Below are 26387 nucleotides of genomic sequence, written 5' to 3' on the forward strand. Positions count from 1 at the left end.
GCTATCCCTCACAATTTGCGGCGGCCTCCCCGGCGGCTTTGCCGGTGGCCCAGGCGATCTGTAGGTTGAATCCGCCGGTATAGGCGTCCACGTCAATCATCTCTCCCGCAAAGTATAATCCCTTTACAATCTTTGATTCCATGGTCTTTGGGTCGATCTCCCTCACCTTGACACCCCCTGATGTCACAATGGCGTCCTCAACCGGCCGCAGTCCTGAAACCACAATGGGAAAATGCTTCAAAAGCTGCAAAAGTCCCCTTCTCTGCTCCCGGGTGACCTCGTGCACTTTTTGATGGGCGGGGATTTCAGAAAACTTTACCATCATGGGAATCAGCTTCTGAGGCAGCAAGTCCCCCAGAGCATTGCAGAAATCGCTGTTGCAGTGCTTTTCAAAGTCCGACAGCAGCCGCCTGTCCAACTGCTGCTCATCCAGCGCGGGCTTCAGATCGACCTCCAGATGGTAGGCCTTTTTGCCCCAGTGACGCATATGGGCGGATGCGGACAGGACAAGGGGGCCGCTCACCCCAAAGTGGGTGAACAGCATCTCGCCGAAATCCGTATAGATCCGCTTGTTGTTTTCAAAGACACTCAGCGCCACATTGCGCAGGCTCAGCCCCTGGAGCTCGGCGCAGAGGTTTCCCGCCTCCTGAAGCGGCACCAAGGAACCCTGCAAAGGCGTGATGGTATGTCCGGCCTCCGCCGCCATGCGGAACCCGTCCCCTGTGCTGCCGGTGGCGGGGTATGAGACGCCTCCGGTGGCCAGAATTACGGCCTCTCCGGGATAATCCCCCTTTTCGCCGCGAACACCCTGCACAGCTCCGTCTGAAAGCAGCAGGGACGAAGCCCGGTCCCGGACAACCGCCACACGGAGAGCCTTCATGCGGCGCTCCAGCGCGGCGCTGATGTCGAAGGACCGGTCTGAAACCGGAAACACCCGGTTCCCCCGCTCCACCTTCAGCGCCACGCCCAGGCTCTCAAAAAAGGCCATGGCGTCATGCCCGTCAAAGCGGCTGAACGCGCTGTACAAAAACTTGCCGTTGCGGGGCACGTTGGCCAGCAGCTCCTGCAGCCCGGCGCAATTGGTCACATTGCAGCGTCCTTTTCCGGTGATGTTCAGCTTCTTGCCCAACCGTTCATTGGGCTCCAGCACAGTGACAGCGGCGCCGGACTGGGCCGCGCAGATGGCGGCCATCATACCGGCGGCGCCGCCGCCCACCACCACAAGCTTTTTATTCATCGTCCATTTTTCCGAACACGCTGTAGGCGTCCCAGATGCCCTCCAACTCAGCAAAGGTCTTGGAAATATCCCGGTTCATCTGAACGCCGATGTCCACAATCAGCGCGTTGAGCAGCGACAGCGGCGCGGCCATGGAGTCGATGAAGGAAATCATTTCGCTGCGGACCAGCAGCGCGGTGCCGGCCATCTGGTAGAGGGGCGATAACTCGCTGTCCGTAATGGCAACCACGTCCGCGCCCCGGTCGGCGGCAAACTTGATGGTGTTCAGAGTGACCTTGGAGTAGCGTGGAAAGCTGATGCCGATGATCACGTCACCTGGCCCGATGCGGAACAGCTGCTCGAAAATCTCTCCAGCCGCGTTGCTCTGCACCAGCGTCACGTTCTCAAAGAGAAGATGCAGATAAAAGTTCAGATAACCCGCCAGGAAGGAGGAGGAGCGGACGCCCAGGATATAGATGTGCCGGGCGTGGGTAAGCTTGTCCACCACCCGGGCCAGCTCATTGCGGTCTACCTCTTCAATGGCCATGCGGATGGTCTCCATATCGGACTGCATGACGGCCGTCAGCACATCCTGCCCCGTCAGCTGGTCGTTGGATGCTGCAGCGAGGTCAATTTGCTGCGGATCATCTCCTGCAGAGCCCGCTGCATACTGGGATAGCCGTCATAACCCAGCTCGGATGCAAAACGCACCACAGTGGATTCGCTGACATGCACCATCTTGCCCAACTTGCTGGCTGTCATGAAGGCGGCTGTGTCGTAATTTTCCAGGATGTAGTTCGCAATCAGTTTCTGTCCCTTGGAAAAGGTACTCATGTTGCTCTCAATGGTATGTAGGACGCTTTTAGCCATGGGAATCCTCACCTGCCTCTTAATCGTACAAATCATTCTAAAGCACGCCGCAGCCATGTGCTTTACAGGCACAGCATGCAATGGTAGTATACCACAAGGTTTTCTCTTTTTAAACTCAATTTTGCAAGTTTCTTAAATTTTCATGCATGGTCCCGGAGTTTTGCAAGTTCCGATTCAGTCAGATACCGCCACTGCCCCGCCGGGAGCCGGCCCAACTCCAGCGTGTGCTCCCGGATACGGCGGAGCCGCTTCACCATCAGGCCGCAGCTGCCGCACATTTTCCGGATCTGCCGGTTTTTCCCCTCGTGAATAGTGATCAGCAGGTCCGCCGCCCGTCCGCCGCTGCGGAGAATCTCCACCTGCGCCGGCCGGATGGCTTCTCCGTTCACTTCCTTCAATGCGGAAAGACGGCGGTCGACGCCGGAGATATCCCCATAGACAGAGACAAAATAGGTCTTTTGAATCTCATGACTTGGATGCAGCAACTTCTGCATCAGTTCTCCGTCATTGGTCAGCAGCAGCAACCCCTCCGAGTCCATATCCAGCCGGCCCACAGGAAAGACCCGCACACCGTCCAGTCCCTTGAGCAGGTCCGTCACCACAGGGCGGCCCTTTTCATCCGACAAAGTGGTCACATACCCCCTGGGCTTATTCAGCATAATGTAGACAGCAGGCACATTCTTCGAAATGGGCCTGCCGTCCACAGTGATTTCAGCACGATCCGGATCGGCCTTCTCCCCCAGACGGGCCACATGCCCATCCACGAAAACCCGGCCGCTCTCCAGCAGCTGTTCCGCCGCCCGCCGGGAACAGAGTCCCGAGGCGGCGATGATCTTTTGTACTCTCTCTTCCAAATGACCCTCCTATGGTAAAAAGGAGAATATCCGGTGCAGGAAGCTGACCGGCTCCGGGAAATCCAGCTCCACGTCCTGCCCGCAAACCAGTTCCACGCAGCCTACCTCCTGCTCACCCAGGTAAAAGCGAATCTCGCCTAAGGGGGTGCCAGCATAGAGAGGTGCGGAGACCTCCTCCGGGAAGTCCGTCTCGGTGCGCAGCTTCTCCCCCTGCGCCAGCGGATAGGAAAACGTATCCGCCGCCGCCAGCGGCACGCGGGAAACGGTCCCCCCGGTTACACCGACCACTCCCACGCGCTCCCCCGCCGTTACCTGCGTGGAGGCGGGGTAGGTGGAAAATCCGTAGTCATAGAGCGCGGCGTGGTCCGCCCAGTCGTTGCCGTCCTGAAGCGTCACAGCCACCAGCATCTGACCGTGGCGCTGCACGCAGCTGACCAGCGTGCGGCCCGCGGCCTTGGTGTAGCCGGTTTTCAGTCCAAGGCATCCATCTACCATGTTGAGCAGCTTATTGTGGTTGCTCATCAACCGGCCGCCGATCGAAACGCTTTTGGTGGAGGCGATCCGGACAAAGGTCTGGTTTTTCATTGCCTCCGCGGCCAATATCGCCATATCCCGGGCGGTGGAGTAGTGCTTCTCATCGTCCAGCCCATTGGGATTGGCAAAGGAGGTGGAGCTCATGCCCAACTCCTCCGCCTTGTCATTCATCATGTCGATGAAATCACTGCCGCCCACAGCGTCCGCCACGGCCAGCGCCGCGTCGTTTCCCGAGCACAGCATCAGTCCGTAGAGCAGCGTCTCCAGCGTCAGCTTCTCCCCTTCCTTCAGATACATGGAAGAGCCCTCCACCAGCGTGTAGGTGCGCTTGACCGTCACCACCTGATCCAGATCCCCGTTCTCAATGGCAACAAGGGCGGTCATGATCTTGGTGGTACTGGCGATCAGCATCTGCTTGTCTGCATTGTGCTCATACAAAACACGCCCGCTCCCGGCGTCCAACAAGATGGAGGACGTGGCGGAAGTGCTGACAGCACTGGCTCGACAAGTCATAACACTTAACAATAAAACAGCAAAGAGAAAGGAAAAAACGCGTCGAATGGTCGGCATGTTACACTCACCTGCTTTATAGGATGAGTGTAGTATACCCCTTTAGTCGATCTCTTTTTCCTTCTTTTTGTCGAAATATTTTTCAACCCGGTCCAGGACGTCGGGCACCATCTCCACAATTCGGTCAACCGTGCCCACCGGAGGAACCGCCACAGGCAGTACGCGGGTGGTTCCGTCCTTAATGACCAGAAAGGCCACCGGGTCGATTTTAACGCCTGCGGCGCTGCCGCCGCCAAAGTTTTCCTTGGGCTGGGTCTTGCCGTAGTCACCGCCTCCGCTTCCAAAGCCGAAGGTCACCTTGGAAATGGGGATCAGCGTCACGCCGTCGGGCGTGGAGATGGGCTCGCCCACGATGGTATTGGTGTCCACCATCTGGCTCACCTTATCCATGGTAGAGTTCATCAGGTCGTTCAAAGGATTTTTTTTCTCATCCATTTCAGTCGCATCCTTTCTATACCGCTTGTTCTGTTTTATCCGCTTTGTGCCTTTTTCTAAACTGTAAAAACCACTTCAGGGCCGGAAGCCCGGCGCCCAGTCCGATCAAAAATACGTCGCCTATCAGGATGGACACGCCAAGCCTTCCCCGGATCACTGTCTTTGCGCTGTCAAAGTCAAGCCCAAGGTGGATCCGGGGATCCGGAATCACCAGCAGATGCTCCAGCCAGGGCATGAACGTCCACATCCCGGCGTTGGCATAGCCGTAGATCTGGGCCATGTTGGCCGGGTCCTCCGCAGCCCCCAGGGTCACTGAGAGCGTCAGGGGGTGAATCCGCACGCTGCGCCTGGTACGGCCCAGCGTGCGCTGCAAAACCGGCTTAAAATAGGCCGCGGCCTCCTTAAGCTCCAAGAGCGTGGGCTTTGGCAGTTTGCCGGCCAGGCGCTCCACATCTTTTGCCGTGACTTCTTTTTTCTCTTTTGGCTTCTTTTGTTTTTTCGCTTTTTTCGGGCCGGCCGGGTCCACGTGAATCCGGATGAGACCCACCTGGATATCCAGTGTCACACGCTCTTCAAAGGCTATGGTGACGCCGATGCGGATCAGGCAGATCAACAGGAACAGCGCCAGCAGGGCGCCTAAGATGTAGAGCCAGATCAAGCGGTCACCTCCACGTTACTCCTCCTGCTCCGGATCGATCACCGCTCCGGTCTCGGAAAGACGCATCTGCCCCTCCATGGACAGTCCCGGCAGTTCAGGCAATTCCTCTAAGGAGCTCAGATGGAATACCCTCAGAAAGTTCTTCGTCGTGCGGTACAGGTGGGGGCGGCCGGGTACCTGCAGCCTGCCGCATTCCTCAATCAGCCTGCGCTCCAGCAGCAGGCCAATGGTATAGGAGCTGTCCACGCCGCGGATTTGATCCACATAGGCCCGGGTGGTGGGCTGATAGTAGGCGATGATGGTCAAAACCTCCAACGCGGGCTGGCTCAGCTTGGCGGGCTTTCGGATTTCAAAGGCCTTACGGATCAGGTCCGCGTAGTCCGGAGCCGAACAGAGCTGGTAACTGTCCTCCAGGCGCAGCATGCGAATTCCTCTGCGCTCAAAGGCATAGTAATCCCCCAACTTTTGCAGCACCATTTCCACCGTGGGACGGTCCATCTCCAGCGCCAGGCAAATCCGGTCAATGTGAACCGGTTCTCCCGATGCAAATAGGATGCCCTCAATGGCGGATTCTATCTCTTTCATTTCCATGTTTTTCATCCTCTTCCATCCTGCGCCGCCAGGTCGTCCTTTTCCGGCGCGACGGTGCAGTCCGTCTCAGAGCCGGCCAGACGGATCACCTTTGAGCGGCATAGCTCCAGCACCGCCAAAAAGGTGGCCACTACTTCACTTCTGCTCCTGTTTCCGCGGAACAGCAGCAAAAACCGGGTGACGCCGCTGAGCTTCAGCCGGTTCAGAATCTCCCTGGCCTTGGACTCCACGGGATAGGGCTCGTGGCGCACAATGGAACTGAACGCCGCCGCGCTTGGAGGCGCGTTCCGCTCCGAACGGTTCAGTATCTCCTGCATGGCAAGGATCAGATCCGCCTTCTCCTGGTCGTATTCATAGATCTTCCCCCGCTCCACAGGCTCCGGATTCCGGGTCAGAATATTCCGCCCGAATTCCCCCATGGGGCCAAGATGCTCCGCAACCGCCTTCACCTTCAGGTAGTTGTCGTTGCGCCGGCGCTCTTCCAGGGACTTGATCAGCGCGTCCATCTCACTCTGGGCCTCTTCGTCCTCAATGGAGAGAAGCATCCGGGTCTTGATGAACATCAGATGGGACGCCATGGTGACAAATTCGCTGGCCACCTCCAAGTCCATGCTCTGGCGCGCCTCAAGGTACGCCAGATACTGGTCCAGAATCAGAGAGATGGAGATGTCCTGAATCTCAATTTTATTTTTACCCAATAAGTAGAGGATCAAATCCAGAGGGCCCTCGAAATCCTGCATGGATTCCTCGCTTTTCGCCCGCACGATTTTTTCCAGTTTATAAATCGGATTATCCAACACGTCACCTCAGAAGAGCAGTCTCACAAAGAGCCAGTAGACTGAAAAAATCGCATCAGAGACCAGACCTCCGCCGATATTGGTGAAGGACAGCAGGATCAGCACCAGCATCCCATAGCGCTCATACCGCATCAGGGTAAAATAGGCCTGATCCGGCAAAAGCGCGCCCAACACCTTGGAGCCATCCAGGGGCGGGATGGGAATTATGTTGAAAATTCCCAGGCCAATGGACAAAACCGCCGTGCTCATCAGGAATTCAAACAGCGTGTCCCAAAGGCCGGAATAGGGTGCGTGATAGTAGATGGCACTGGCGCCCAACATCAGAGAAAAGGCCAGAGCAAAATTGGACGCCGGTCCCGCCAAAGCCGTGAAAGCCATCCCCTGTTTTGGCTTTCGAAAATACCGGGGGTCTACCGGCACCGCCTTTGCCCAGCCAAAGCCGCAGACAAACATCATCAGCAGTCCAAACCAGTCGATGTGGCGCAGCGGATTCAGCGAAAGGCGGTGCATGGACTTGGCCGTAGGGTCGCCAAGGGCATAAGCCGCCAGGCCGTGGCATGTTTCGTGGATGGTGAGACAGAGAAATATGGAGACAATGCGCAGCAATATAGCCTGTAAACTGCTCAAATCAATGGATTGGATCAAATTTTCGATGTAGTGCAACCGGCACAGCTCCTTCAAAGGTCAAAATTACCCAAATTATAAAAATCAGTATAGCAGAAAAAGCGGCTTATGACAAGATAAAAGCCGCAGTGCCAGCGCCAAAAAGCGGCAGCTGACGCAGGAAAAATCGCATTGCAGAAACTGCAATGCGATTTTTTCAGTGCTCGGACCTGTGGATACACTCTGTAAGTATTTTGCAAAGCTGTGCCATATCCAGCGGCTTGCTCACATGGGCGTCCATCCCGGCCGCCAGCGCGGCGGAGATATCGTCGCTGAATGCGTTGGCCGTTGTTGCGATGATAGGGATCGTGAGGGCAAGCGGATGATCGGATACGCGGATGCGCCTTGTGGCCTCGTAACCGTCCATCACCGGCATCTGTACATCCATCAAAATCGCGTCATAGTCGCCGGGACTTGATGCAAGGAAGGTATCCAGAGCCTGCTGGCCGTTTTCCACACAGTCCACCGAGGCCCCGTTCATACGCAGCAGCGTCGCCGCAATCTCCTGGTTGAGGGCATTGTCCTCCGCCACCAGCAGACGGACGCCGTCCAGGGATTTTCCGCCGGACTTCTCCTCCCTGTAGGCAGAAGGCCGCCCCTTGTATTCCAGCGCCTCTTTGATGGTGGCGTAGACGGAGGATCGGTAGAGCGGTTTGGGGAGGAATCCGTTGACGCCCGCCGCCCGCGCTTCCTCCTCCACCTCTGAGATATCGTAGGCCGAAATCATCACAATGGGGACACCGTTTCCAACCTCCCGGCGGATGCGGCGCGTCACCTCCACACCGTCCATATCCGGCATTTTCCAGTCAACAAGGCAGAGGTCAATATCCCGTCCCTCCCGGTGGGTCTTCTTCACCCGGTCTACGGCTTCCGCGCCGGACAGGCACCAGTCGGCGCCGATCTTGATCTTTTCCAACAAAACTGCCGTCTGTTCACAGACCTGCCGCTCGTCGTCCACGATCAGCGCACGCAGCCCCTCCTGTCCAAAATCAGGCTCCGCTACGCTGCTCTCTGTCCCCTTTTGGAACGGCAGGTCCACAATACAGGTGGTTCCCACACCGGGTTCGCTCTCCACCTGAATCTGGCCGCCCATCAATGTAACAAGGTTTCGGGTGATGGACATGCCCAGCCCCGTTCCGCCAAAACGCTTTGCGATGGACGCGTCAGCCTGTTCAAAGGGCTGAAAAATCTTTTCAAGAGCCTCCTTCGTCATGCCGATTCCGGTGTCGGAAAGGACAAACCGCAGTACGTCGACTGTGGCCCCGTTCCTGTGCTGGGAGACCTCCAGACGGATGCTGCCGCCCGGGGCGGTGAACTTGACCGCGTTGGAACTGAGATTCAGAAGAATTTGGTTGAGCCTCAGGGAATCTCCGATAAAGACAGCGTCCTCCCCAAAGCCCTCCATGGTCTCCGTGAACTCGATCCCCTTCCCCTTGGCCTGGGCGTAAACGGTGGACACAAATCCATTGACAGCCTCAAAAATATCAAAAGGCTCGTTTTGCAGCACCATTTTGCTGCTTTCAATCTTGGACATGTCCAGCACGTCATTGATCAGCATCAGCAGGTGCTTGGAGGAAAAAGTGATTTTGGAGAGGCAGTCCTCCACCCTGGCGGAATCCTTGACCGAGGCCGCCGCAATGGTGGTCATGCCGATGATGGCGTTCAGAGGCGTCCTGATCTCATGGCTCATCCGGGAGAGAAATTCGCTCTTTGCCGTATTGGCGCGTTCTGCGGTCAGCATAGCCTCCTGCAAAACCTGACGCGAACGGACCTCCTCCGTGCGGTCGGAAAACACGGTAATCAGCTGCCTGGTGTTCAGATCTTCCATCCGGTAGATGCGAATCAGCATCCAGCGCTTCTCCCGATTGGGCTTTGTGTATTCCACAAGCTTTTCAAGAGGTGACGCGAACCTGGGATCGGCGGCCCCATCACGGAACGCCTGGGCGTCTTCCTCCTTCAGGCCCTGGTAGAGGTCTTCCACCTTCTCAATCTGCATGCCAAGGACCCGCTCCAGATTCAGCCCGCGATAGCTGATCTTGTTTGTATTGGCGTCACGGATGATAAATGCGTCGTCGATGCTCAGCGAGAGGTTATCAAAAAGCTTGCTGCGGTAGAGGAGTTCTTCCCGTTGACGGTGAAGCACATACTGAGAGACCAGCAGCACAACCACCATCAGGCCCATCAGTACAGTGGAGCCGATCAGGTTGGTAAGCCGCAGCGCTTCCGCGGTCTCGCCATATCCCACTTTTTTTGCCTGGGCGATGGAGATGATCTCTTCCGTCTGGCGAAGGGTCTCATCATAGAGCGGCTGCAGATGCTCCTGCGCATACGCCTCAATATCCTCCGCCGTGGTATCCAGCCGGGCGCAAAAGTCCAGATACTCCGCCTGCTCCGTCCGCAAAAGCGCCAGAGTTTCTTCCAACGCACGCACGTCCCGCTCATCGCCCAGATACAGCTCCTCAATTTGGGCCACCGGGGTTTTCAGCTGTCGGTCAAGCTCCTCCAGGCTGGTTCTGGCAAACTCCACGTCGTCCAGGCTGAAATGGCGGACCAGCCGTCCGGTGCGCAGACTCATCTCCGAAACATAGAGCTTGACGTCGCCGGCGGAAATCACCACCTCAAAGGGGTGGTTGGATATGATCTCCGTCTGTGCCGCCAAATTGGTGGAATTGCTGATGGTCATGGCCAAGTAGCACAGCATCAGCAAAATGAGGACCGCCGTACTGATCACGCTCATCTGCTGACTCCGCCCCACAGAGCCCTTCCTGTCTTTCACAGCCTTCTGCATCTGTCTTAACTCCTTGTTTTCCGGCCATACGCCGACTACCCCGGATGACCACGTTTTTCTTTTTTCAGTTTTCATTGCCCAGAGCCCTGCCAAGCGTCGCCTGGAGCACAGCCACATCGATCGGCTTTGACACATGGGCGGTCATGCCCGCATCAGCCGCGGCCTGGATATCTTCCGCAAAGGCGTTGGCTGTCAGGGCGATGATCGGGATTGCTTTTGCGTCAGGCCGCTCCATGGCGCGGATGGCGCGGGACGCCTCGTATCCATTCATGTTCGGCATCTGGATATCCATCAAAATCGCGTCATAGTATCCCTGCGCTGCGGCCCGGAACGCCCGTACCGCCTGTGCGCCGTCCGGCTCCACGACAAGCTTCGCCCCAAACCCCTGAAGAATTTCAAAGAGGATCTCCGCGTTGAGGGCATTGTCCTCCGCCACCAAAAACCGGCGGCCGCAAAAGAGGGCGTCCCCATTGTGTTCGGCAGCGCCGCGCGTGTCCAGGGGAGAGCCATCCTGCTCCGAAGCGGCTTCAAACTCTATCTCTACCCGGAAGGTGGAACCTTCTCCAGGCTTGCTCTTTACAGAAATCCGGCCTCCCATCAGCTCAACCAGCCCATGGACAATGCTCAGACCCAATCCCGTGCCCTCAATGCGCGCCGCGCTGCCGTCCCGGGCAAAGGGGTCAAAGATGACCTGAAGGAATTGTTCCGACATCCCGATTCCCGTATCGCTGATTGTGAATCGATAGCGGACCGCCCCTTCAACAACCGGCGGTATCTCTTCCACAAGAAGCTCCACCCGGCCGCCCTCAGGCGTAAATTTCATTGCATTACTCAAAAGGTTGATCAGCGTCTGGTCGATGCGCAGGGAATCCCCGCGGAAAACGGGATGGGAAATATCCCGCGTAGAGACAGAAAACATAATTCCGGCCTTCTCCGCCTGGGGCTCCATCATGGCGGACAGATGCTCCGTCAGCTCGGAAATAGAAAGGGGCACCGGATTCAGGGTAAGCTGCCCCCGCTCAATCCGGCTCATATCCAGCACGTCGTTGATGAGGCTGAGCAGGTGCTTGGAGGAAATGGAAATTTTCTGGAGGCAGTCCTCCATCCAGACCCGGTCGTCCAGGTGGGCCGGCGCCAGTGCCGTCATCCCCATAATGGCGTTCATCGGCGTGCGGATATCGTGGCTCATGGAGGAGAGAAAATCGCTTTTTGCCTGATTTGCCTCTTTGGCGGAGGCCAGCGCCTTTTCCAGTGCGCTCTTGGCCTGCAACTCCGCCGCCAATGCCTCGGTCACATCCGCCCGCACCATGCAGATGGTTTCGTGGCCCCGGTCCCCCCACAGCACGTTGATCTGCTTATACCGCAGCTCTTCCTGTCCCTTTTCCCGGAAAGGCAGGACAAATTCATAGCCGGAAGGCGTCTCGTCCAGCCTTTTCAGCATGGTTTTCAGGCTGAACTGCCTGCGCGCATCCGCCCGGCTCTCCTCCACATAGGCTTTTGCGAACCCCACCTGCGTCACGCAATAGTCGTCGCTAACAAAGGGCGGCAGGTTTTCAAGGATCATTTCCCGGGTATACATGACAAAGCTGTTGTCCCTGATGTCGATCATACCCGCCAGTTCAAAGGTATAGGCCAGCATGCTCAAAAGATTTTGCTGTTCCCTCACGGAGCTGGTGATGTCGGTGCATACCAGGGAAACCCGTCCCAGGCGCAGGTCGATGGCAGAAATGGTCATATTCTTTGTCCGGATGGCGCCGCTTTCGTCCTCCACAGAGTAGGCGACCGTATATGTGCCGCTTTCCCGCAGGCGCCGCATCATTTCATCCGGGTCCATTGCTCTGGCGTATACCTCACGGTCCTTCGGCACCACCACGGAGCCTGCCATAAACGCAACCCGTTCGCTGTGGCATCCCTCTGGCGCAGGCAGGAGGCTGGCATTTTCATTGCAGGTCAAAACGACATAGAAATCCCTGTTCAGATCGAGGTCGATCACATAGTCGTGGCTGGTGACTGACAGCCGGCGGAGAATTTGCTCGGAAATAGCCTGATCGGTCACCTCGGTCACCGACAAGATCCCGGTGATATCTCCGGTGTCTGGCGTCTCTACCATATTCATCTGAATTTCCGCATAGCGGCCCTTGGACTCCCGGGGAAGTTGGATAAAGCTCCTCTGAATCCGCTCCGTGTCGCCCCGTGCAAACGCATTCAAGGACGGCGCGTTTAGATAAGTGCCCAGGAAAGCCTGCCGCTCCTCCTCGTTCACGATCAGCCCGGCGATTCCGGTAAAAAAGGCCTCCCTTTCCCGGCCGAATATCTCCAAAAGCCCGGATTCAGTGAAATCCTGGATATCCAAAATCCGATTCTGTGTGATATTGCAGTGGCCGAGAACCAACGTGTCAGGACCCGGCGTGCGGTAATGCTGGAGGATCAGCTCCTCATACTGCCGGGCCATCTGCTCTTTTTCGGCCACCAGCTGATTGATGTCCGTATAGACGCAGTAGAGCCGCTGAATCCCATCCGGTCCCTTTGGCAGGGAGATATGGACTCGAATCCATACATAGCTTCCGTCGCTCCGCTTGAACCGCGGTGAAAGCTCGCAGTGCTCCTCCCCACTTTGGAAAAACGCCTCAATTCTTGCCCGGCAGTTCTCAACGTCATCCGGATGGATGCCCGCAAAAGCGTTTTTCCGGTACAACTCTTCCGCTTCTTTTACCGTCATCTGAAGCAGCGAAGCAAACCCCTCCGAAATGTATTCCGGCGTCATGCCGCCCGACCGCGTGCAGCGGAGCACCGCGATCCCGCCGGGCAGATTTCTGACCAGCGTCTGGAAATACAGCTCCATCCGCTCTTTTTCCTGGCGTGCATGTACCTCCTCGGTCACATCCCGCAGGAACATGATGTAGGCAGGAATACCGTTCCAGACGCTCTCTTTGACACGGGCTGTGTATACAAGACCCGTATTTTCCACTGTGATCTCGTGCTCCTGTTCATCCGGGCCATAGGTTCTCAGGGGGCAGAAGCCGCAGGGAGCGCCAAGGCCATGAATGGCCGCGTGGCAGGTGCTTCCGACACGGACATCCCCGCTCACGGCAAGTTTCTTGGATTCATTGACATAGAGCAGTTCATAGGTATCCCGATCGACGACGTAGACTCCGTCCGCCTTCTCATTGGTGAGCGTACTCACGTCCGAAAGCATATTGGTCAAAACCGCGTAGAACTGAGAGGACTTGGAAACCGGCCCTATTCTCCGTCCGTTGAGATGTATCCAGACCAGATTGCCGTTTTTGTGGCGCGTCCGGTAAGAAATATCCAGTACCTCCCCGCTTTCCACAGCGGCCAGAGCCGCCGCTCTCACCCGCGGCCGGTCCTGCTCATAAATGAACTCCAGCGCGTCGCTGGGGCATTGCTTTTCATACTCCTCCCGTGAAAATCCGGCAAGCTCCGCAGTTCCATCGGTAAAAAAGACAGGGATAAACTGTCCGTTCTCCACACGGTAGCTGACGATCCCTCCTGGAATAGAGTTGATCAGGTGGTCCAGCTCCCGCTGGGTTTTTTCCAATGCGGAGATGTTGTGGAATACGCACTGAAGCAGGGGAAATCCGTCCTCCTCACCGATCTGCCGCGCCTGGATATGGACCCAGACCACGTGCCCGTCCCGGTGCTGCTTGCGGAACTTGAAGTCCGCCACCGTATGGTTCCGGATCGCCTCACGGAGCTTTTCCACCACCATGGCGCTGTCCTCCGGATAGGTCAGCCTGGCCGCGTCCTCTCTGATGAGCTCACGGTACTCCTCCACGGTATATCCTGACAGTTCCGCAACTCCATCCGAAAAATAGACCGTTTTAAAAATATCCGAAACCTTGTAGATCGCAACGCCTCCGGGGATAGCGTTGATGATATCCTCCATCTTGTCATTGGCGCTCGTCAGCTCTTTTTTCAGCCGCTCCTGTTCACTGACGTCACTGTAGACGCCGTAGAGCAGCTTCCGTCCATCTGTGCGGGTTTGAAGGGTCCCTTCAAGATGGATCCATCGGTATTCCTGTTCCCTGTCATTCCACAGGCGGTAGGTATCCCGCATGATCCCGTCCTTTTCAAAAAGGACGTTCAGCTTCTGCCTCAGGGGCTCCACATCCTCCGGATGTACGTTGAGATAGTTTGTCGCCTGCTCCACCTGCCGGATGTTCTCTTCGGAATACCCCATGAGTTCATAAAAGGCCCTGTTGTGAAAGAGAGGAGAAATGTTGCTTCCCCTGATCTGGTAAATGCACAATCCGCAGGAGATGCTGTCAAATGTCTCGGACATCTCCCGCTCTGAGCGCTTGAGCGCTTCCTCTTCCCGCTTGCGCTCCGTAATGTCCAGGATGTATTCAATATGGGCCTCTTCCCCTGCCCAGTCGATGAGCTTCCCACTGAGCTGGTAAATACGATGGTCGACAGGATGATGGTATTCCCGGACCAGCAGCTCAGACCGGCTCATCTTCCCACTGCGGCAAAAGGGGCAGACCTCCTCAAAGCCGGCAACCGTATAGCAGGCTGCGGCGGCTCTGCCTGTCTGCGGGAACATCTCCCGCGCCAGCCTGTTGAAATAGAGCAGCCGCCGATCATTCACCGCACTGACAAAAACAGCCGCCGGCACGTTATCCAGTACAGCGCTCAGCTGCTCCATGGAAAGGTGATCCTCTGCCATTATTTCCCGCCCTCCTTGCGCTGCCGCAGGCCTGCTTCCTCAGACAGCATGTTCAAAATCCACAGGTACATGGCCTCGTTCCACGGAAAGCCTTCCATCGTGACGGTATGATCCACCCCGCGGTCATCCGTTCTCTCCGCCAATCGATACATTTTATGTAACCCTTCTTTCCAAAGGAAACACGTCCTGAGTCCGCCGCTACCGCATATCACAGCTTTCCTTTTTTATAAGCTGTTCGAACTCTTTCACCGGCATCGGCTTTGCAAGATAATATCCCTGAACGTATTCACAGCCGATCTCACGCAGGCGGTCCAGCTGTTCCGCCGTTTCGACGCCCTCCGCCACCACATCCAGCGACATCAGGTGGGCAAGATTGATGATAAAGCGCATGATTTCCTGATTGACCAGTGTCGCCGGCTCGCTCTGGATGAACTTCATGTCCAATTTTAAAATATCGACCGGCATTTTGCAGAGCATGTGCAAAGATGAGTAGCCGCTCCCAAAATCGTCCATCTCAACGATGTAGCCCAGCTCCCGCAGATGGCTCACCGTGTCAATGATCTGCTGGGGGTTTTCGGTATAGGCGCTCTCTGTGATTTCCAGGTGGAGGCTGGAAGGGTTCAGTCCGTACCTGCGCATGAGTCCCGATAAAGTATCGGTCAAATCCATATGATAGATGTCCGCCCGGGACACATTCACCGAGATGGGCAGGTCCGGCAGCCCCTGTTTCTTCCAGTCCTGTAAAACGGCGCATGCCTGATCCCAGACAGATTGGTCCAGCCTGGTGATAAACCCGTTGCGCTCGAAAAGAGGGATAAACACCGCGGGGGACTGCAATCCCCATTCCGGGTGGTTCCAGCGGACCAGCGCCTCGGCGCCCACCATTCGCCTGTCCCTGATCCTGTATTTTGGCTGGAGGTAAATTTCAAACTCCCCGTCCGCCAGGGCGGACTCCATGCTGTCCACAATCTTCTGCTCCTGGAGCAGTTTGCTGCGGAGCACATCGTCATAATAGGCAAAATACTTTTTGTACTGCCCCTTAATGCTGCGGGCGGCCAGGATGGCGCGGTCACACATCTGCTCTACCGGGACATCCCGGTCCTCCACGCGGTAGACGCCCCATTTCATCACAATATTCCGTGTCTGGGACTGGGCGTTGATCCGTGCGCAGGCCTCCTGGAACATGTCCTCCGTGTACTCCCAGTTGTGCTCAATGATGCAGGCAAAGCGGTCCGCAAGAAAATGTCCGCAGATCCCTCTGTCCCGTGTATTGTCCATATAGTTTTGCCCTATCGTCTTCAGGAGCCGGTCCCCTGCGGAGGCTCCAAATATATCATTGACCAGCTTGAAATTGACAATGTCCGAGCAGATGATATCGTACTTCCTGTCCGGGTTCTGGAGCAGAAGCTCCTTCACCTGCCGGCAAAAAAAGGCCTTGCTGTAGAGTCCGGTGAGCCGGTCGTACTGAAATTCATTGACAAGGGCGGCTGTTTCCCGTAAATGGATGATATTCGCGACCCGGTGCAGGATGATCTGCGTTTTGTACGGTTTGGCCACAAAATCAGCGGCGCCGCAGGACAGGGCCTCCACTTCTTCCGACTCCCCGTCGTTTTGCGTGGTGACGATCACCGGAATGGGGGAAAGCTCCGGGTCGTCCCTGACCACTCTCAGAAATTCATATCCGTCCATAACGGGCATGACGATATCCAGCAGGACAAGGGAAAAGCTGCCGGCATCCTGCCGCAGCCGGTTCAGGGCCTCCAGACCGTTTTCCGCCTCCACCACCTCATAATGCGGGGTCAATATCGCACACAGGAGGCCGCGGTTCAGCGCATTATCTTCCACCACTAAAACTCTTCTTTTTGCAGTCAGATTCACTGTATCCACCTCTTTGAACAAAGCTTGCGATGTGACACGACTGGCGCCTTCTGCACGCATATGCGTCCCCTTTGAAAAAGCCGAATCCCGCGGCTGGAACGAGAGACTCTCAATTGTTCATATACACATTTATTTCAGTATAACAAGCGGCGGCAAAAATAGCAACCACTGGCCAAAAATCAAAAGGGATTGTGGAAAACAGGGGAAAAAAATGATATACTGTCTCCATTGCAGTTCGAATTTATAGAAAATGGAGGAGCCGGCTTTGGAAAACAGTATGGAACTGCGCAAGGCGGTCTACAGCGCCTTGCTGACCCAGATACAATTTGGCGCATATCGCTGCGGAGAAAAGCTCCCCATTATAGAGGAAACCAGCGAGCGTTTGTGCGTATCGATTGATACGGCCCGTGCCGCTTATCTGAAGCTCAAGGAGAAGGGGTATATTTCCCTGGTAAAAAATGCGGGCGCCACAGTAAAAGCAGCGTATGACGACAAGGAGACGGAGCGGTTTATCCAGACCTTTTTCTCCACGCGAAAAGACGCCATGATGGATTTGGGGAACTCCCTTGGGCCGCTTTTGGGCAATGCGCAGTGGCTGGGATTGAAATACGCCTCCCCACAGACGCTTGAGGCGATGGAGCGCCTTTTCAGGGAGGAGAAAACGGCGGCTCCTTTCGCAATGCTCAGTCACCTCAATCAAAAGTACTGCGCCCTTGGGAATTCTCTCCTCATGCATCTTGTCTGGCAGATGTTTATGTTTTTATATGATCCTTTTTTCTGTATAGAAGACAATCAGCGCTACTTTGATCCATCTGCCGATTACCTGCAGACTCTTCTGGCCCTGTGCCGCAAGAAGGACTGGTCCGGGCTGCGCTCCGCGGTGGACCGCTCCATCAAGCAGATTCCCTCAGCCCTTGCCTGGTTTTATGAGTCCAGAATCACCTTTCCGCCTCCGGAGGCGGAAACACCTTTCATCTGGAGTTCCTATAAAAAAAGCCAGCAGCTGTGCTACACCATTGCCATGGACATTCTGCTCTCCATCAGCCGGGGGATCTATCCCGCCGGGAGCCTGCTTCCCTCCCAGGAGGAGCTTGCCCGGCAAAGAGGCGTTTCCGTCAGTACAGTCCGCAGGGCGCTTGACCTGCTCTCCAGTGTCGGGGCGGTGAAGTCCGCCAAATATGTGGGTACACGGGTCCTGCCGCTGGATAAAGCTACAGATAACAGCGATTTTTCAAAACCGGTCCTTCGGCGCAGGCTTTTGGATATGGCGGAAAGCCTTCAGCTCCTGGCCATCTCCTGCAAAGAGGTCTCTCTAACCACGCTCTCCGCCCTGGATGCCGGCTCCGTTCAAAGGCTGTACGGACAGCTGAAGGAGAACAGGGATTGGCGGCGCGGCGAGACCCTATCCTATTACATACTGGATTTGATCGCAAAATGCGCTCCCCACCGGGCCATCCGGACCGTCTATTCGGAACTGCTGCGCCAGTTCTTCTGGGGCTATGCGTTCCGTGGGATGAAAGGGAGTCAGGAAACCATCAACCAAGTCTACGACCCCTATCTTGATGACCTGATCCAGGCTCTGGAGAACATGGATTTTCCACAGTTCTCGGCCCATCTGGAACGGCTTGCCCTCTATGAACTTCGCACAACTGTTGAGTTCCTGTGGCAGCTCAATATTCCCGGGGCGGAGAAGCTTCTGATCCCGGATGTAAGTGAAAGTTGAATTGGATGTGGAAATCGGCGGAGCGCCGCTCAGAAGGCAGGAGATGCATTATCTCCCGCCTTCTGATTTTCATTGGCTCTCTCATGGAGGCACTCACTTTTCGGGCCCCTGCAGCCGCTTATAGTCCGTGATATCGACGCAGTTTATCAGATACGCGTCGCTGTCGACCCATTTCATGGGGGAAAACTGCACCCTGGTCCAGACATCGTACTGGGGGTTGTAGACCTCCGTGGCTCCGGACAGGGGACATGTCCCGCAGGGGGAGTTCCGGCCAAAAAATGCCCGGTGGCACGTCATTCCCACCCTGGCCATGGGATCGAGCCGAAGGGTTTTTTCATTGAGGTACAGCAGCTCATAGGTATCTTTCCGGATGGCGTAGATGTAGGCGTCCTGTTTGTCCAGTATGGTGTTGAGCTGGATCATGATCTGCTGGTTCCGGTCCGCCTCGCGCTTTTTCAGAAGGAATGTTGTAAGCAATTGGGCGACCAGTGATAGTATGCCAATTTCCTCTTTATTCCACATCCTCAGGCCCGTACACTCATCAAACCCGATAAATCCGCGGAATTCCTTTCCGTTGTACAGCGCGCACTGGAGCGTGGAGCACACACCCTGGCTTTCAAAAAGCGCGGCTTGGGCAGGCGTGAGTGAATGGACATCCCGGCAGTAAAAAATGGAGTTGTCCTTAAAGAGCTCCTTATATCCCTTTACATTTTCGTAAGGGTAATTCTGCAAAAATTCCTTTTGGGGCGTGACTCCCTCATTGCACCATTCATAGGTATTGTCGGTATATTTTCCGCCGGCGCTGTTCTCGAACACATAGGCCCGGCTCACATCGAAGCGCCTGCCCACGATTTCAAGGATCGCCTCCACGGCGGTGTCGATGTCATCGGCATCATACAGGATTTGGAACACATAATTGACCAGATTGCCGCCCCGCTCGCCTGTATTCTGGTCAGAGTCGATGGCCGCTCCAAGGGCGGAATAGCCAATGCGGTCCACCGTCCCCATGCTTTTCGCGTCAAAGCGGGCAAACTGGTTCTTTCCCCGGCTTTTTGCCTGGTACAGCGCCAGGTCCGCGCAATGATACAGGGACTGGTAATCGGCGCCGTCCCAGGGATAGATTGCAAGGCCGATGCTGCAGCTCACCGCAACAGGCCGCTTCTCCCCCTGAAAGAGATGACGAAACATCTCAAGAAGCTTCCGCGCCTTGTCCTCGGCAATTTGAGAGGACGGTAGGTCCTTCAGGAGCATGGCGAATTCATCCCCGCCGATCCTTCCGATCACATCGCTCTTGCGCGTCAGCCTTTTCATGCCCGCCGCCAGTTCAGCCAATACCGCGTCGCCAAAGAGATGCCCCTGCCCATCGTTCACCATCTTGAAATTGTCCACGTCGATGATAAACATGGCGCAGATTGTATCCGGCCCGCCGGAGAGGTACAGTTCAGACCTTCTCTCCGTTTCGGCATGGTTATAAAGCCCGGTCAGCGTGTCCAGTTCCGCCCGCCTGCGCAAATCCTCCACCATCCGTTTTTCCTCGTCGATGTCGGATATCGTTCCCACAGCGCGAAGGGGCTTGTTGTCCTCGCTGAACTGGGTGGCTGAGCGAATCCGGCACCAGAGATATTGGTCCTTTGAATTTCGGATACGGACGTCGACGACCGCATTGGACCTCCCCTCTCTGGCCTCTTGCATAAACTCGGCCATGGGATCCACGTCATCCAGGTGGAAATTGCGGAAAATCCTCTCCTTCGGCAGGCGGCTGTCGTAATTCGGCGGATATCCGAACTTATCCAGCCAATTGGGGGAAAACGATATGGTGTCCGCGGAGAGGTCCCATTCAAAAATGATATCCGAGGACTGGCTCATGATGATCTCCAGGTGCTCCAGGGACAACCGCAGCTTTTCCTGCGCGTCCCGCACCTCGGTGAGATCCAGAAAGATGCAGAAAAACCGCTCCTCCTCATCGTTTCCAAACAGCTTTGCGCTGCTGGCGGTCCACTTGTAGCTGCCGTCCCTGCACAGTACCCGGTAACTCAGGGAAAGCCGGTCGCCCTTAATGAGCTGTCTGTCGACTTCTATCAGGAAATTCTGCCGGTCCGACGGGTGGATCATTGTGAGGAACTGGTTCTGAAACTGTTCGGCCATCTCTTCCTTCGTAAATCCGAACATGCCAAGAAACCCCTCGTTGACTCCAACGATGGTAAATCCTCCGTCATTCCTGCACTGCATGACTCCCCCGGGAATGAGATCGAGAAGAGCCTCTCCCTCCGCACTAAGTCCCTTCAACAGTCTTTGCACGTTGAATCCCCTCACAATTCCGCATCCGGACTCTCCGCCCGAATCGCTCTATGCTATCAAGGAATTATCTGATCCATCTTTGCAGCGTCTCCATAAGCCGGTCCAATTCAATGGGCTTTGCCACGTGGTCGTTCATACCGGCGCTGTGGGACTTTCCGACATCCGAGGCAAAGGCGTTTGCCGTCAGGGCAAGGATGGGGACGGTTTTGGCGTCCTTCCGCCTCAGCGCCCGGATTGCCTCGGCAGCCTGAAGCCCATCCATCACCGGCATCTGAATATCCATCAGGATACAGTCGTATGTACCGGGAGCGGAAGATTCAAACTTCTCCACCGAAATCTGGCCGTTCGCAGCCTCTTCGATCAAAAAGCCCTGCATTTTCAGCAGTTCCGCCGCAATTTCCCGGTTGAGCTGGTTGTCCTCCACGATCAGAATCCGTTTGCCCTCCAACCGGAAGGGCGCTTGCTCAGCGGGGAGCGCGGCGGCCTCAGAACGGCCACTCTGGCAGAACTGGTGGAAGGTATGGGCGATCTTGGACTTGAAGAGCGGTTTCGTGATAAAGGCGTCCGCCCCTGCCAGCCGGAACTCCTCCTCGATCTCGGAGCAATCATAGGCCGAAATCACAATGACGGGCACATCCATGCCCAATTCCCTTCGAATTGCCCTGAGTGTTTCCAGCCCATCCATTTCGGGCATCTTCCAGTCCAGAATCACAGAAAAGAAATCTTCTTTCGCCTCGTGGGCATCCACAACGCGGCGCACCGCTTCTTGCCCTGAGAGCACCCAGCTGCCCCGCATGCCTAACTCGTCCAGGATTTCGGCCGCGCTTTCGCAGACAATCCGGTCGTCGTCCACCACCAGCACCGGAAGGCCCGACAGTTCGCTGTCGTTCTCCTCCGCCTCCTCACAAAGGTCAAAGGCGACGGCGACGATAAACTGACTCCCCTCTCCAAGGGTGCTCTTGACCTCAATGGTGCCGTTCATCATGCGCACGATATTCTGGGTGATCGCCATACCCAGTCCAGTCCCCTGTATTTGATTGATTCTGGACTCTTCCGCCCGGGAGAAAGGCTCAAAAATATGAGGGATGAACGCATCGGACATCCCGATCCCGTTGTCGGTGACGATGAACTCATACTGCCCCCTGCCCTTCGCAAAGGACGGCACCTCCCGGACCCGAAGCCCAATAGAACCGCCATCAGGGGTGTATTTGACGGCATTGGAGAGCAGGTTCACCAAAACCTGCTGCAGACGGCTCTGATCCGTCACCACAGTCTCGTGCCGCACATGGTCGGCATTGATCTGCAGCTCCTGATGCTTTTGCGCCGCCAGCGGCCGGAAGACGTCCATGACATCCTCAATCAGTTCCGGCAGAGAGACGTTCGCAGAAATCAGGTCGATTTTCCCGCTTTCAATCTTGGACATGTCCAGCACCTCGTTGATGAGGCTTAAAAGATGCCGGCTGGAAACGTTGATTTTATTCAGGCAGTCCTGTATCTTTTCCGGGGACCGCAAGTTGGCCTGGGCGATGACCGCCATGCCGATGATGGCGTTCATGGGGGTGCGGATGTCGTGGGACATGGAGGAGAGGAAGTTGGTCTTGGCGTCGTTGGCGATCTGGGCCGCCTTGTACGCGTCCTCCAGCGCCTGCCTCTGCCGGGCCTGCTCCGTGCGCTCCGCCGTCACGTCGACGCCCACGCTGTAATAGGAGGGAATCCCGTCCCAGCTGTCCTCACCACTGACATAGCTGTAGGTCATCATCAGAATTTTAACAGTTCCGTCGCGGGTGACGACGCGGCCCTCCACCATTGAGGATTCCCCGGTCTCCCGGGACTGCTCCATGATGCTGGCGGTGCGGTCCATATCATCCTGATGCACATAGGTGCATTGCGAATGAAGTTCCTTTTCAAATTGCTCTTTAGTGTATCCAATCAGCTCCAGAAAGCCTCCGCTGTACCAGAGGACGGTGCGCATATCCCGTCCGTCCACCCGGACCAATCCACCGGGGACACTGCGGATCAGCGCGTCCCGCTCCTGGTCCTTTTTGGCCAGTTTATATTCCGTGCTGTACATATCGTGGGACAGCTCCAGGCGCGCCCGGTGGCCCTCCCAGTTGATGATTCGGTTTTTAATTCGGAACGTCCGCTCAAGGACCGGATTCTGGAACTCCCACTCATAGAAGCTTTCTTCAGTCAATTTATCGTTGGTACAAAAAGGACAGGGAGAGTTCCTTCCCTGGATCACCTCGTAACACTTTTTGCCCACCAGCTTCACCGCCGGTGCGCCCAAAACATCACAGGAATGCTGATTGACATACAGCAGCTCGTAGGTGTCCATATCGCTGATATAGACATTGCCCTCATAGGAGTCCAGCATCCAGTGAAAATAGTGCAGTTTCTGTTGATAAAGCCGCTCCTGCCCCTCTTTTTCAGCCGCCAAACCATCCACGCCCGCCAGTTCCATCCGCAGCACCGGAGTGTCCAGGACAGGGTCATCCGCAATGGTTCCATAGAGCTTTATCCAGGAAAAGCCCCCCTCCCCGGAGGGCAGGCGGAGAATCATCTCAAGGCCGCCGCCATTTCTCTCAGCCTGTAATACGTTCTGTCGGAGCAATATAAACTCGTCGGGAAGCTCCGCATAATATTGCCGCAGGCTGTGAAAGCGGCTGTGGAAGTCTGCCCTGGAATATCCAATGCTGCTGAAAAAGCTGGAATTTCCCCACCGGAAGGTCAGTTCATCGTCCAGCAGGCAGCAGAGCATTCCCGTCTTCAGCATGTCCAGCGCTTCCGGACACCTGACGCTTGTTTTTGCCCCGCTCCACTTTGCCCCGCGCTTGTTTTCCATGATTTAACCGCCCATTCTATAGGATTTATCAAAATTGTTTTTAATCCCCGGATGTTCGAAGAGCTTCTGAAAGCCCTGTATTGTTCACATTCATATATATTTCAAAGTATAGCAAATCCACGTAAAAATAGCAACAGTTTGCTGAAAGATGCGGCATTTTATGAAAAGGTGGTGAGGCGGCTTATCCCTGCTGCCAGCGGCTGGCAGCAGGGATAAGCATCTTGCGGTAGCAAATGTCTTACATGCTATGACTTCCTTTTCCGCAATTGCCGCGAAAGCGTAATAGCAATCTTGTAAAAAATATAAAAGAACCAGAAGATACGAATTGTATCTTCTGGTTCTTTTATTTGTTAAGTGTTCAGTGGCCACCGCCGCTTATTTTGCCCTTTTTCCCTTGATCTCCCTTCCGGAAATCCTTAAAAATGGGACAAAATTACGGACGATTGGACCATTATTCAGCGCACGATAACAGCAAATGTCATCATCCCATTTCAAATCGTCCTTTTGTCCCTTCAAAACAGACCTCAAAAAACGAACGAACAGGATGAGCAAAGAAGAAAAAAAATTGCCCCAGAACTCTAAAAAGGCCAGTGCAGGCCACAAATCGAGAAAAAAAGAGCCCGAGGTAAACGAATTACCTCGGACTCTCTTGAGTCGATTTATGCGGGACATTGTGTCCGTTTCAATGGGGAACGAAACAGCAAATGTTACTTTACTAAAGAAGCGATCTCAGCGGCAAAGTTCTCTTCCTTCTTCTCGATACCCTCGCCGGTTTCAAACCGGACCGCATCCTTGAAGGATACGCCTCCGCCCAGGGCCTTGGCAGCAGAGGCCATATACTTCTCCACACTGGTGGTGTTGTCCTTGACGAACTCCTGCTGCAGCAGGCAGTTCTCAGCATAGAACTTGTTCAGCTTGCCCATGACGATCTTCTCTCTGACCTGCTCAGGCTTGGAAGCCATCTTCGGGTCGTTCTCCATCTGGACCATCATGATCTTCTTTTCCTCATCCAGCACATCCTGGGTGACCTGGGACTTGTCCCAGAAACGGGGATTCAGCGCGGCAATCTGCATAGCGACATCCTTGCCGATCTCGGTGGCGTCGATGCCGCCCTCCACGCTCAGGTTCACCAGCACGCCGATCTTGCCGCCGGCATGGACATAGGGAACGGAGACACCGTCGGCATAGCGGGCAAAGCGACGGACCTTGATGTTTTCACCGATCACAAGGACCATCTCCTGCTGCTGCTGGGTGACGGTCAAGTCGGTGCCCTCATATTTGCACTCCATCAGAGCGTCCAAGTCAGCGGGGTTCTGCTTGGCCACGGTAGCGGCCACACCCTTGACAAACTCCACGAACTTCTCGTTCTTGGCCACAAAGTCGGTCTCGGCGTTAACCTCGACCACAATGCCCACGCCGTCGATCACGGCGGCATAGGACATGCCCTCCGCAGCAATGCGGCCGGCCTTCTTGGCAGAGGCGGCCATACCCTTTTCGCGGAGCCACTCAACTGCCTTCTCAATATCACCCTCGGAAGCAGTCAGGGCCTTTTTGCAGTCCATCATGCCAACGCCGGTCATCTCACGCAGGTTCTTTACATCTGCAGCGGTAAAAGCCATCTTGTATTCCTCCAAAATTTAGTGTAACAGGGAGTTCCTGAAAACTTTACTCAGCCTTTTCGGCGGCAGCCTCAGCGGTCTCCTCGCCCTGCTTGCCCTCAACCACGGCGTTGGCCATGACGGAGGCGATCAGCTTGATGGCGCGGATGGCATCGTCGTTGCCGGGAATCACATAGTCGATCTCATCGGGATCGCAGTTGGTATCCGCAATGGCTACGACGGGAATACCCAACTTATGGGCCTCGGCGATGGCGTTGCGCTCCTTGCGGGTATCCACGATGAACAGCGCGCCGGGCAGCTTTCTCATCTCCTTGACGCCGCCCAGATACTTCTCTAACTTCTCGATCTCGCCCAGATGCTTCATGACTTCCTTCTTGGGCAGCATATCAAAGGTGCCGTCCTCCTGCATGGTCTTGAGCTGATTGAGGCGGTCCACACGGGTGCGCATGGTCTTGAAGTTGGTCATCATGCCGCCCAGCCAGCGGGCGTTGACATAGAACTGACCGCAGCGGGTGGCCTCTTCGCGGATGGCTTCCTGCGCCTGCTTCTTGGTGCCGACGAACAGCAACGTGTCGCCGTTTTCGGAGAGCTGGCGGACAAAGTTATAGGCCTCTTCCAGCTTCTTCACGGTCTTCTGAAGGTCAACGATATAGATGCCGTTGCGCTCCGTGTAAATATAAGGAGCCATCTTGGGGTTCCAGCGGCGGGTCTGATGACCGAAGTGGACGCCTGCTTCCAGCAGGGCTTTCATGGATACGACGTTTGCCATTTGAGTGTTCCTCCAATATCAATTTAGTTTTACCTCCAGCCCCTTCATCCTCCCTGCCAACCAATTTGGCACAGACAGAGAGTCGGAGGCTGTGCGGAATGCTGAAATATAATACCATAGTATACCCGGATTTGCAAGGACTTTTTCAAAAAACACCCAGAAAAAAGCTCAGAAAACCGGGGAAATCCACCGGCTTTCCGAGCTTTTTGTCAAAAGCGTCTTCTCCTCTTCCGCTCCATGGACGGATCGCGGCGCTGGAAGGGCTTGTCGATCAGGATGATGTCGTCCCCAATCCTCTGGATACAGTCCCAGGGGATATAGTACTCCTCTCCCCTTCCGAACAGTCCGAAGAACCGGCAGGGCCCGTAGACCACAATCGCCACCACCTGTCCCTCCGGCACCTTGACATCCACGTCCGCCACACAGCCAAGACGGCAGCCGTCACAGATATTGATGACTTCTTTGCACCGCAAATCACGAATCCTGCACTGCATCTTCTCTCACCTCAGTTCTGATCCTATGCGCGGATGCGGATGTCCTATGCCGTATAATTCCACGCCGCCAAGGCAATACTGAAGCGTACAGTTTAGAGATT

Annotated in this window: 20 protein-coding genes; 1 reads left to right on the forward strand and 19 read right to left on the reverse strand. The window is 55.6% G+C overall.

The window, feature by feature from the left end; translation table 11 throughout:
- Position 1: 1 nt before the first annotated feature.
- From KQI82_RS10250 to KQI82_RS10310, 14 genes are all read right to left on the reverse strand, one after another.
- Positions 2 to 1237 carry a BaiN/RdsA family NAD(P)/FAD-dependent oxidoreductase gene (locus KQI82_RS10250; RefSeq protein WP_216632663.1) on the reverse strand — a complete coding sequence of 412 codons (1236 nt, stop codon included), beginning with the start codon at positions 1235 to 1237 and terminating at the stop codon, positions 2 to 4.
- The gene (locus KQI82_RS10255) at positions 1230 to 1790 is read right to left on the reverse strand and encodes a MurR/RpiR family transcriptional regulator (RefSeq protein WP_478213750.1); all 561 of its coding nucleotides are present in this window, start codon (positions 1788 to 1790) and stop codon (positions 1230 to 1232) included. The genes KQI82_RS10250 and KQI82_RS10255 overlap by 8 nt, the downstream gene beginning before the upstream one ends.
- Before the next feature lie 26 nt (positions 1791 to 1816).
- Entirely contained in the window at positions 1817 to 2086 is a 270-nt protein-coding gene (locus tag KQI82_RS15970) for a MurR/RpiR family transcriptional regulator (protein ID WP_478213751.1), read from the reverse strand.
- Positions 2087 to 2226: 140 nt separating this feature from the next.
- Positions 2227 to 2940 carry a pseudouridine synthase gene (locus KQI82_RS10260; RefSeq protein WP_216632664.1) on the reverse strand — a complete coding sequence of 238 codons (714 nt, stop codon included), beginning with the start codon at positions 2938 to 2940 and terminating at the stop codon, positions 2227 to 2229.
- 9 nt (positions 2941 to 2949) lie between these two features.
- Positions 2950 to 4044 (reverse strand): D-alanyl-D-alanine carboxypeptidase family protein, encoded by a 1095-nt coding sequence (locus KQI82_RS10265; RefSeq protein WP_216632665.1) that lies wholly within the window; start codon positions 4042 to 4044, stop codon positions 2950 to 2952.
- Between the two features lie 42 nt (positions 4045 to 4086).
- Positions 4087 to 4479 carry a GerW family sporulation protein gene (gene ytfJ / locus KQI82_RS10270; RefSeq protein WP_216632666.1) on the reverse strand — a complete coding sequence of 131 codons (393 nt, stop codon included), beginning with the start codon at positions 4477 to 4479 and terminating at the stop codon, positions 4087 to 4089.
- A gap of 16 nt (positions 4480 to 4495) precedes the next feature.
- Entirely contained in the window at positions 4496 to 5137 is a 642-nt protein-coding gene (locus tag KQI82_RS10275) for a DUF2953 domain-containing protein (RefSeq protein WP_216632667.1), read from the reverse strand.
- Positions 5138 to 5152: 15 nt separating this feature from the next.
- Complete coding sequence (gene scpB / locus KQI82_RS10280; RefSeq protein ID WP_216633689.1) at positions 5153 to 5728, reverse strand: SMC-Scp complex subunit ScpB; 576 nt, start codon at positions 5726 to 5728, stop codon at positions 5153 to 5155.
- Between the two features lie 5 nt (positions 5729 to 5733).
- On the reverse strand, positions 5734 to 6525 hold the full coding sequence (locus tag KQI82_RS10285; protein WP_216632668.1) for a segregation and condensation protein A: 792 nt from the start codon (positions 6523 to 6525) through the stop codon (positions 5734 to 5736).
- 9 nt (positions 6526 to 6534) lie between these two features.
- Positions 6535 to 7188, reverse strand: coding sequence for a site-2 protease family protein (locus KQI82_RS10290; RefSeq protein ID WP_216632669.1), 654 nt, complete (start codon positions 7186 to 7188; stop codon positions 6535 to 6537).
- A 157-nt stretch (positions 7189 to 7345) separates the two neighbouring features.
- Entirely contained in the window at positions 7346 to 9976 is a 2631-nt protein-coding gene (locus tag KQI82_RS10295; RefSeq protein WP_216632670.1) for a hybrid sensor histidine kinase/response regulator, read from the reverse strand.
- Between the two features lie 64 nt (positions 9977 to 10040).
- Complete coding sequence (locus KQI82_RS10300; protein ID WP_241426691.1) at positions 10041 to 14663, reverse strand: PAS domain-containing protein; 4623 nt, start codon at positions 14661 to 14663, stop codon at positions 10041 to 10043.
- Positions 14663 to 14815, reverse strand: coding sequence for a hypothetical protein (locus KQI82_RS10305; RefSeq protein WP_216632671.1), 153 nt, complete (start codon positions 14813 to 14815; stop codon positions 14663 to 14665). The genes KQI82_RS10300 and KQI82_RS10305 overlap by 1 nt, the downstream gene beginning before the upstream one ends.
- 46 nt (positions 14816 to 14861) lie before the next feature.
- On the reverse strand, positions 14862 to 16508 hold the full coding sequence (locus KQI82_RS10310; RefSeq protein ID WP_420908105.1) for a putative bifunctional diguanylate cyclase/phosphodiesterase: 1647 nt from the start codon (positions 16506 to 16508) through the stop codon (positions 14862 to 14864).
- 310 nt (positions 16509 to 16818) lie between these two features.
- Between KQI82_RS10310 and KQI82_RS10315 the strand changes: the two genes are divergently transcribed.
- A complete protein-coding gene (locus KQI82_RS10315) occupies positions 16819 to 18264 on the forward strand; it encodes a GntR family transcriptional regulator (protein WP_241426692.1) in 1446 nt (481 codons plus the stop codon).
- Positions 18265 to 18357: 93 nt separating this feature from the next.
- Here KQI82_RS10315 and KQI82_RS10320 read toward each other — a convergent pair whose 3' ends face one another.
- From KQI82_RS10320 to KQI82_RS10340, 5 genes are all read right to left on the reverse strand, one after another.
- Positions 18358 to 20562: a diguanylate cyclase domain-containing protein gene (locus KQI82_RS10320; RefSeq protein WP_338148972.1), complete on the reverse strand. Its 2205-nt coding sequence runs from the start codon at positions 20560 to 20562 to the stop codon at positions 18358 to 18360.
- Positions 20563 to 20626: 64 nt separating this feature from the next.
- The gene (locus tag KQI82_RS10325) at positions 20627 to 23404 is read right to left on the reverse strand and encodes a PAS domain-containing hybrid sensor histidine kinase/response regulator (protein WP_216632673.1); all 2778 of its coding nucleotides are present in this window, start codon (positions 23402 to 23404) and stop codon (positions 20627 to 20629) included.
- Between the two features lie 707 nt (positions 23405 to 24111).
- Positions 24112 to 25023, reverse strand: a complete 912-nt coding sequence (gene tsf / locus KQI82_RS10330; protein ID WP_216632674.1) for a translation elongation factor Ts — start codon at positions 25021 to 25023, stop codon at positions 24112 to 24114.
- A gap of 46 nt (positions 25024 to 25069) precedes the next feature.
- Positions 25070 to 25792, reverse strand: coding sequence for a 30S ribosomal protein S2 (gene rpsB, locus KQI82_RS10335; RefSeq protein WP_216632675.1), 723 nt, complete (start codon positions 25790 to 25792; stop codon positions 25070 to 25072).
- Positions 25793 to 26001: 209 nt separating this feature from the next.
- Positions 26002 to 26286, reverse strand: a complete 285-nt coding sequence (locus KQI82_RS10340; protein ID WP_216632676.1) for a YlmC/YmxH family sporulation protein — start codon at positions 26284 to 26286, stop codon at positions 26002 to 26004.
- Positions 26287 to 26387 lie beyond the last annotated feature (101 nt).

The organism is Dysosmobacter acutus, from assembly GCF_018919205.1.
GTDB classification, from domain to species: Bacteria; Bacillota; Clostridia; order Oscillospirales; family Oscillospiraceae; genus Oscillibacter; species Oscillibacter acutus.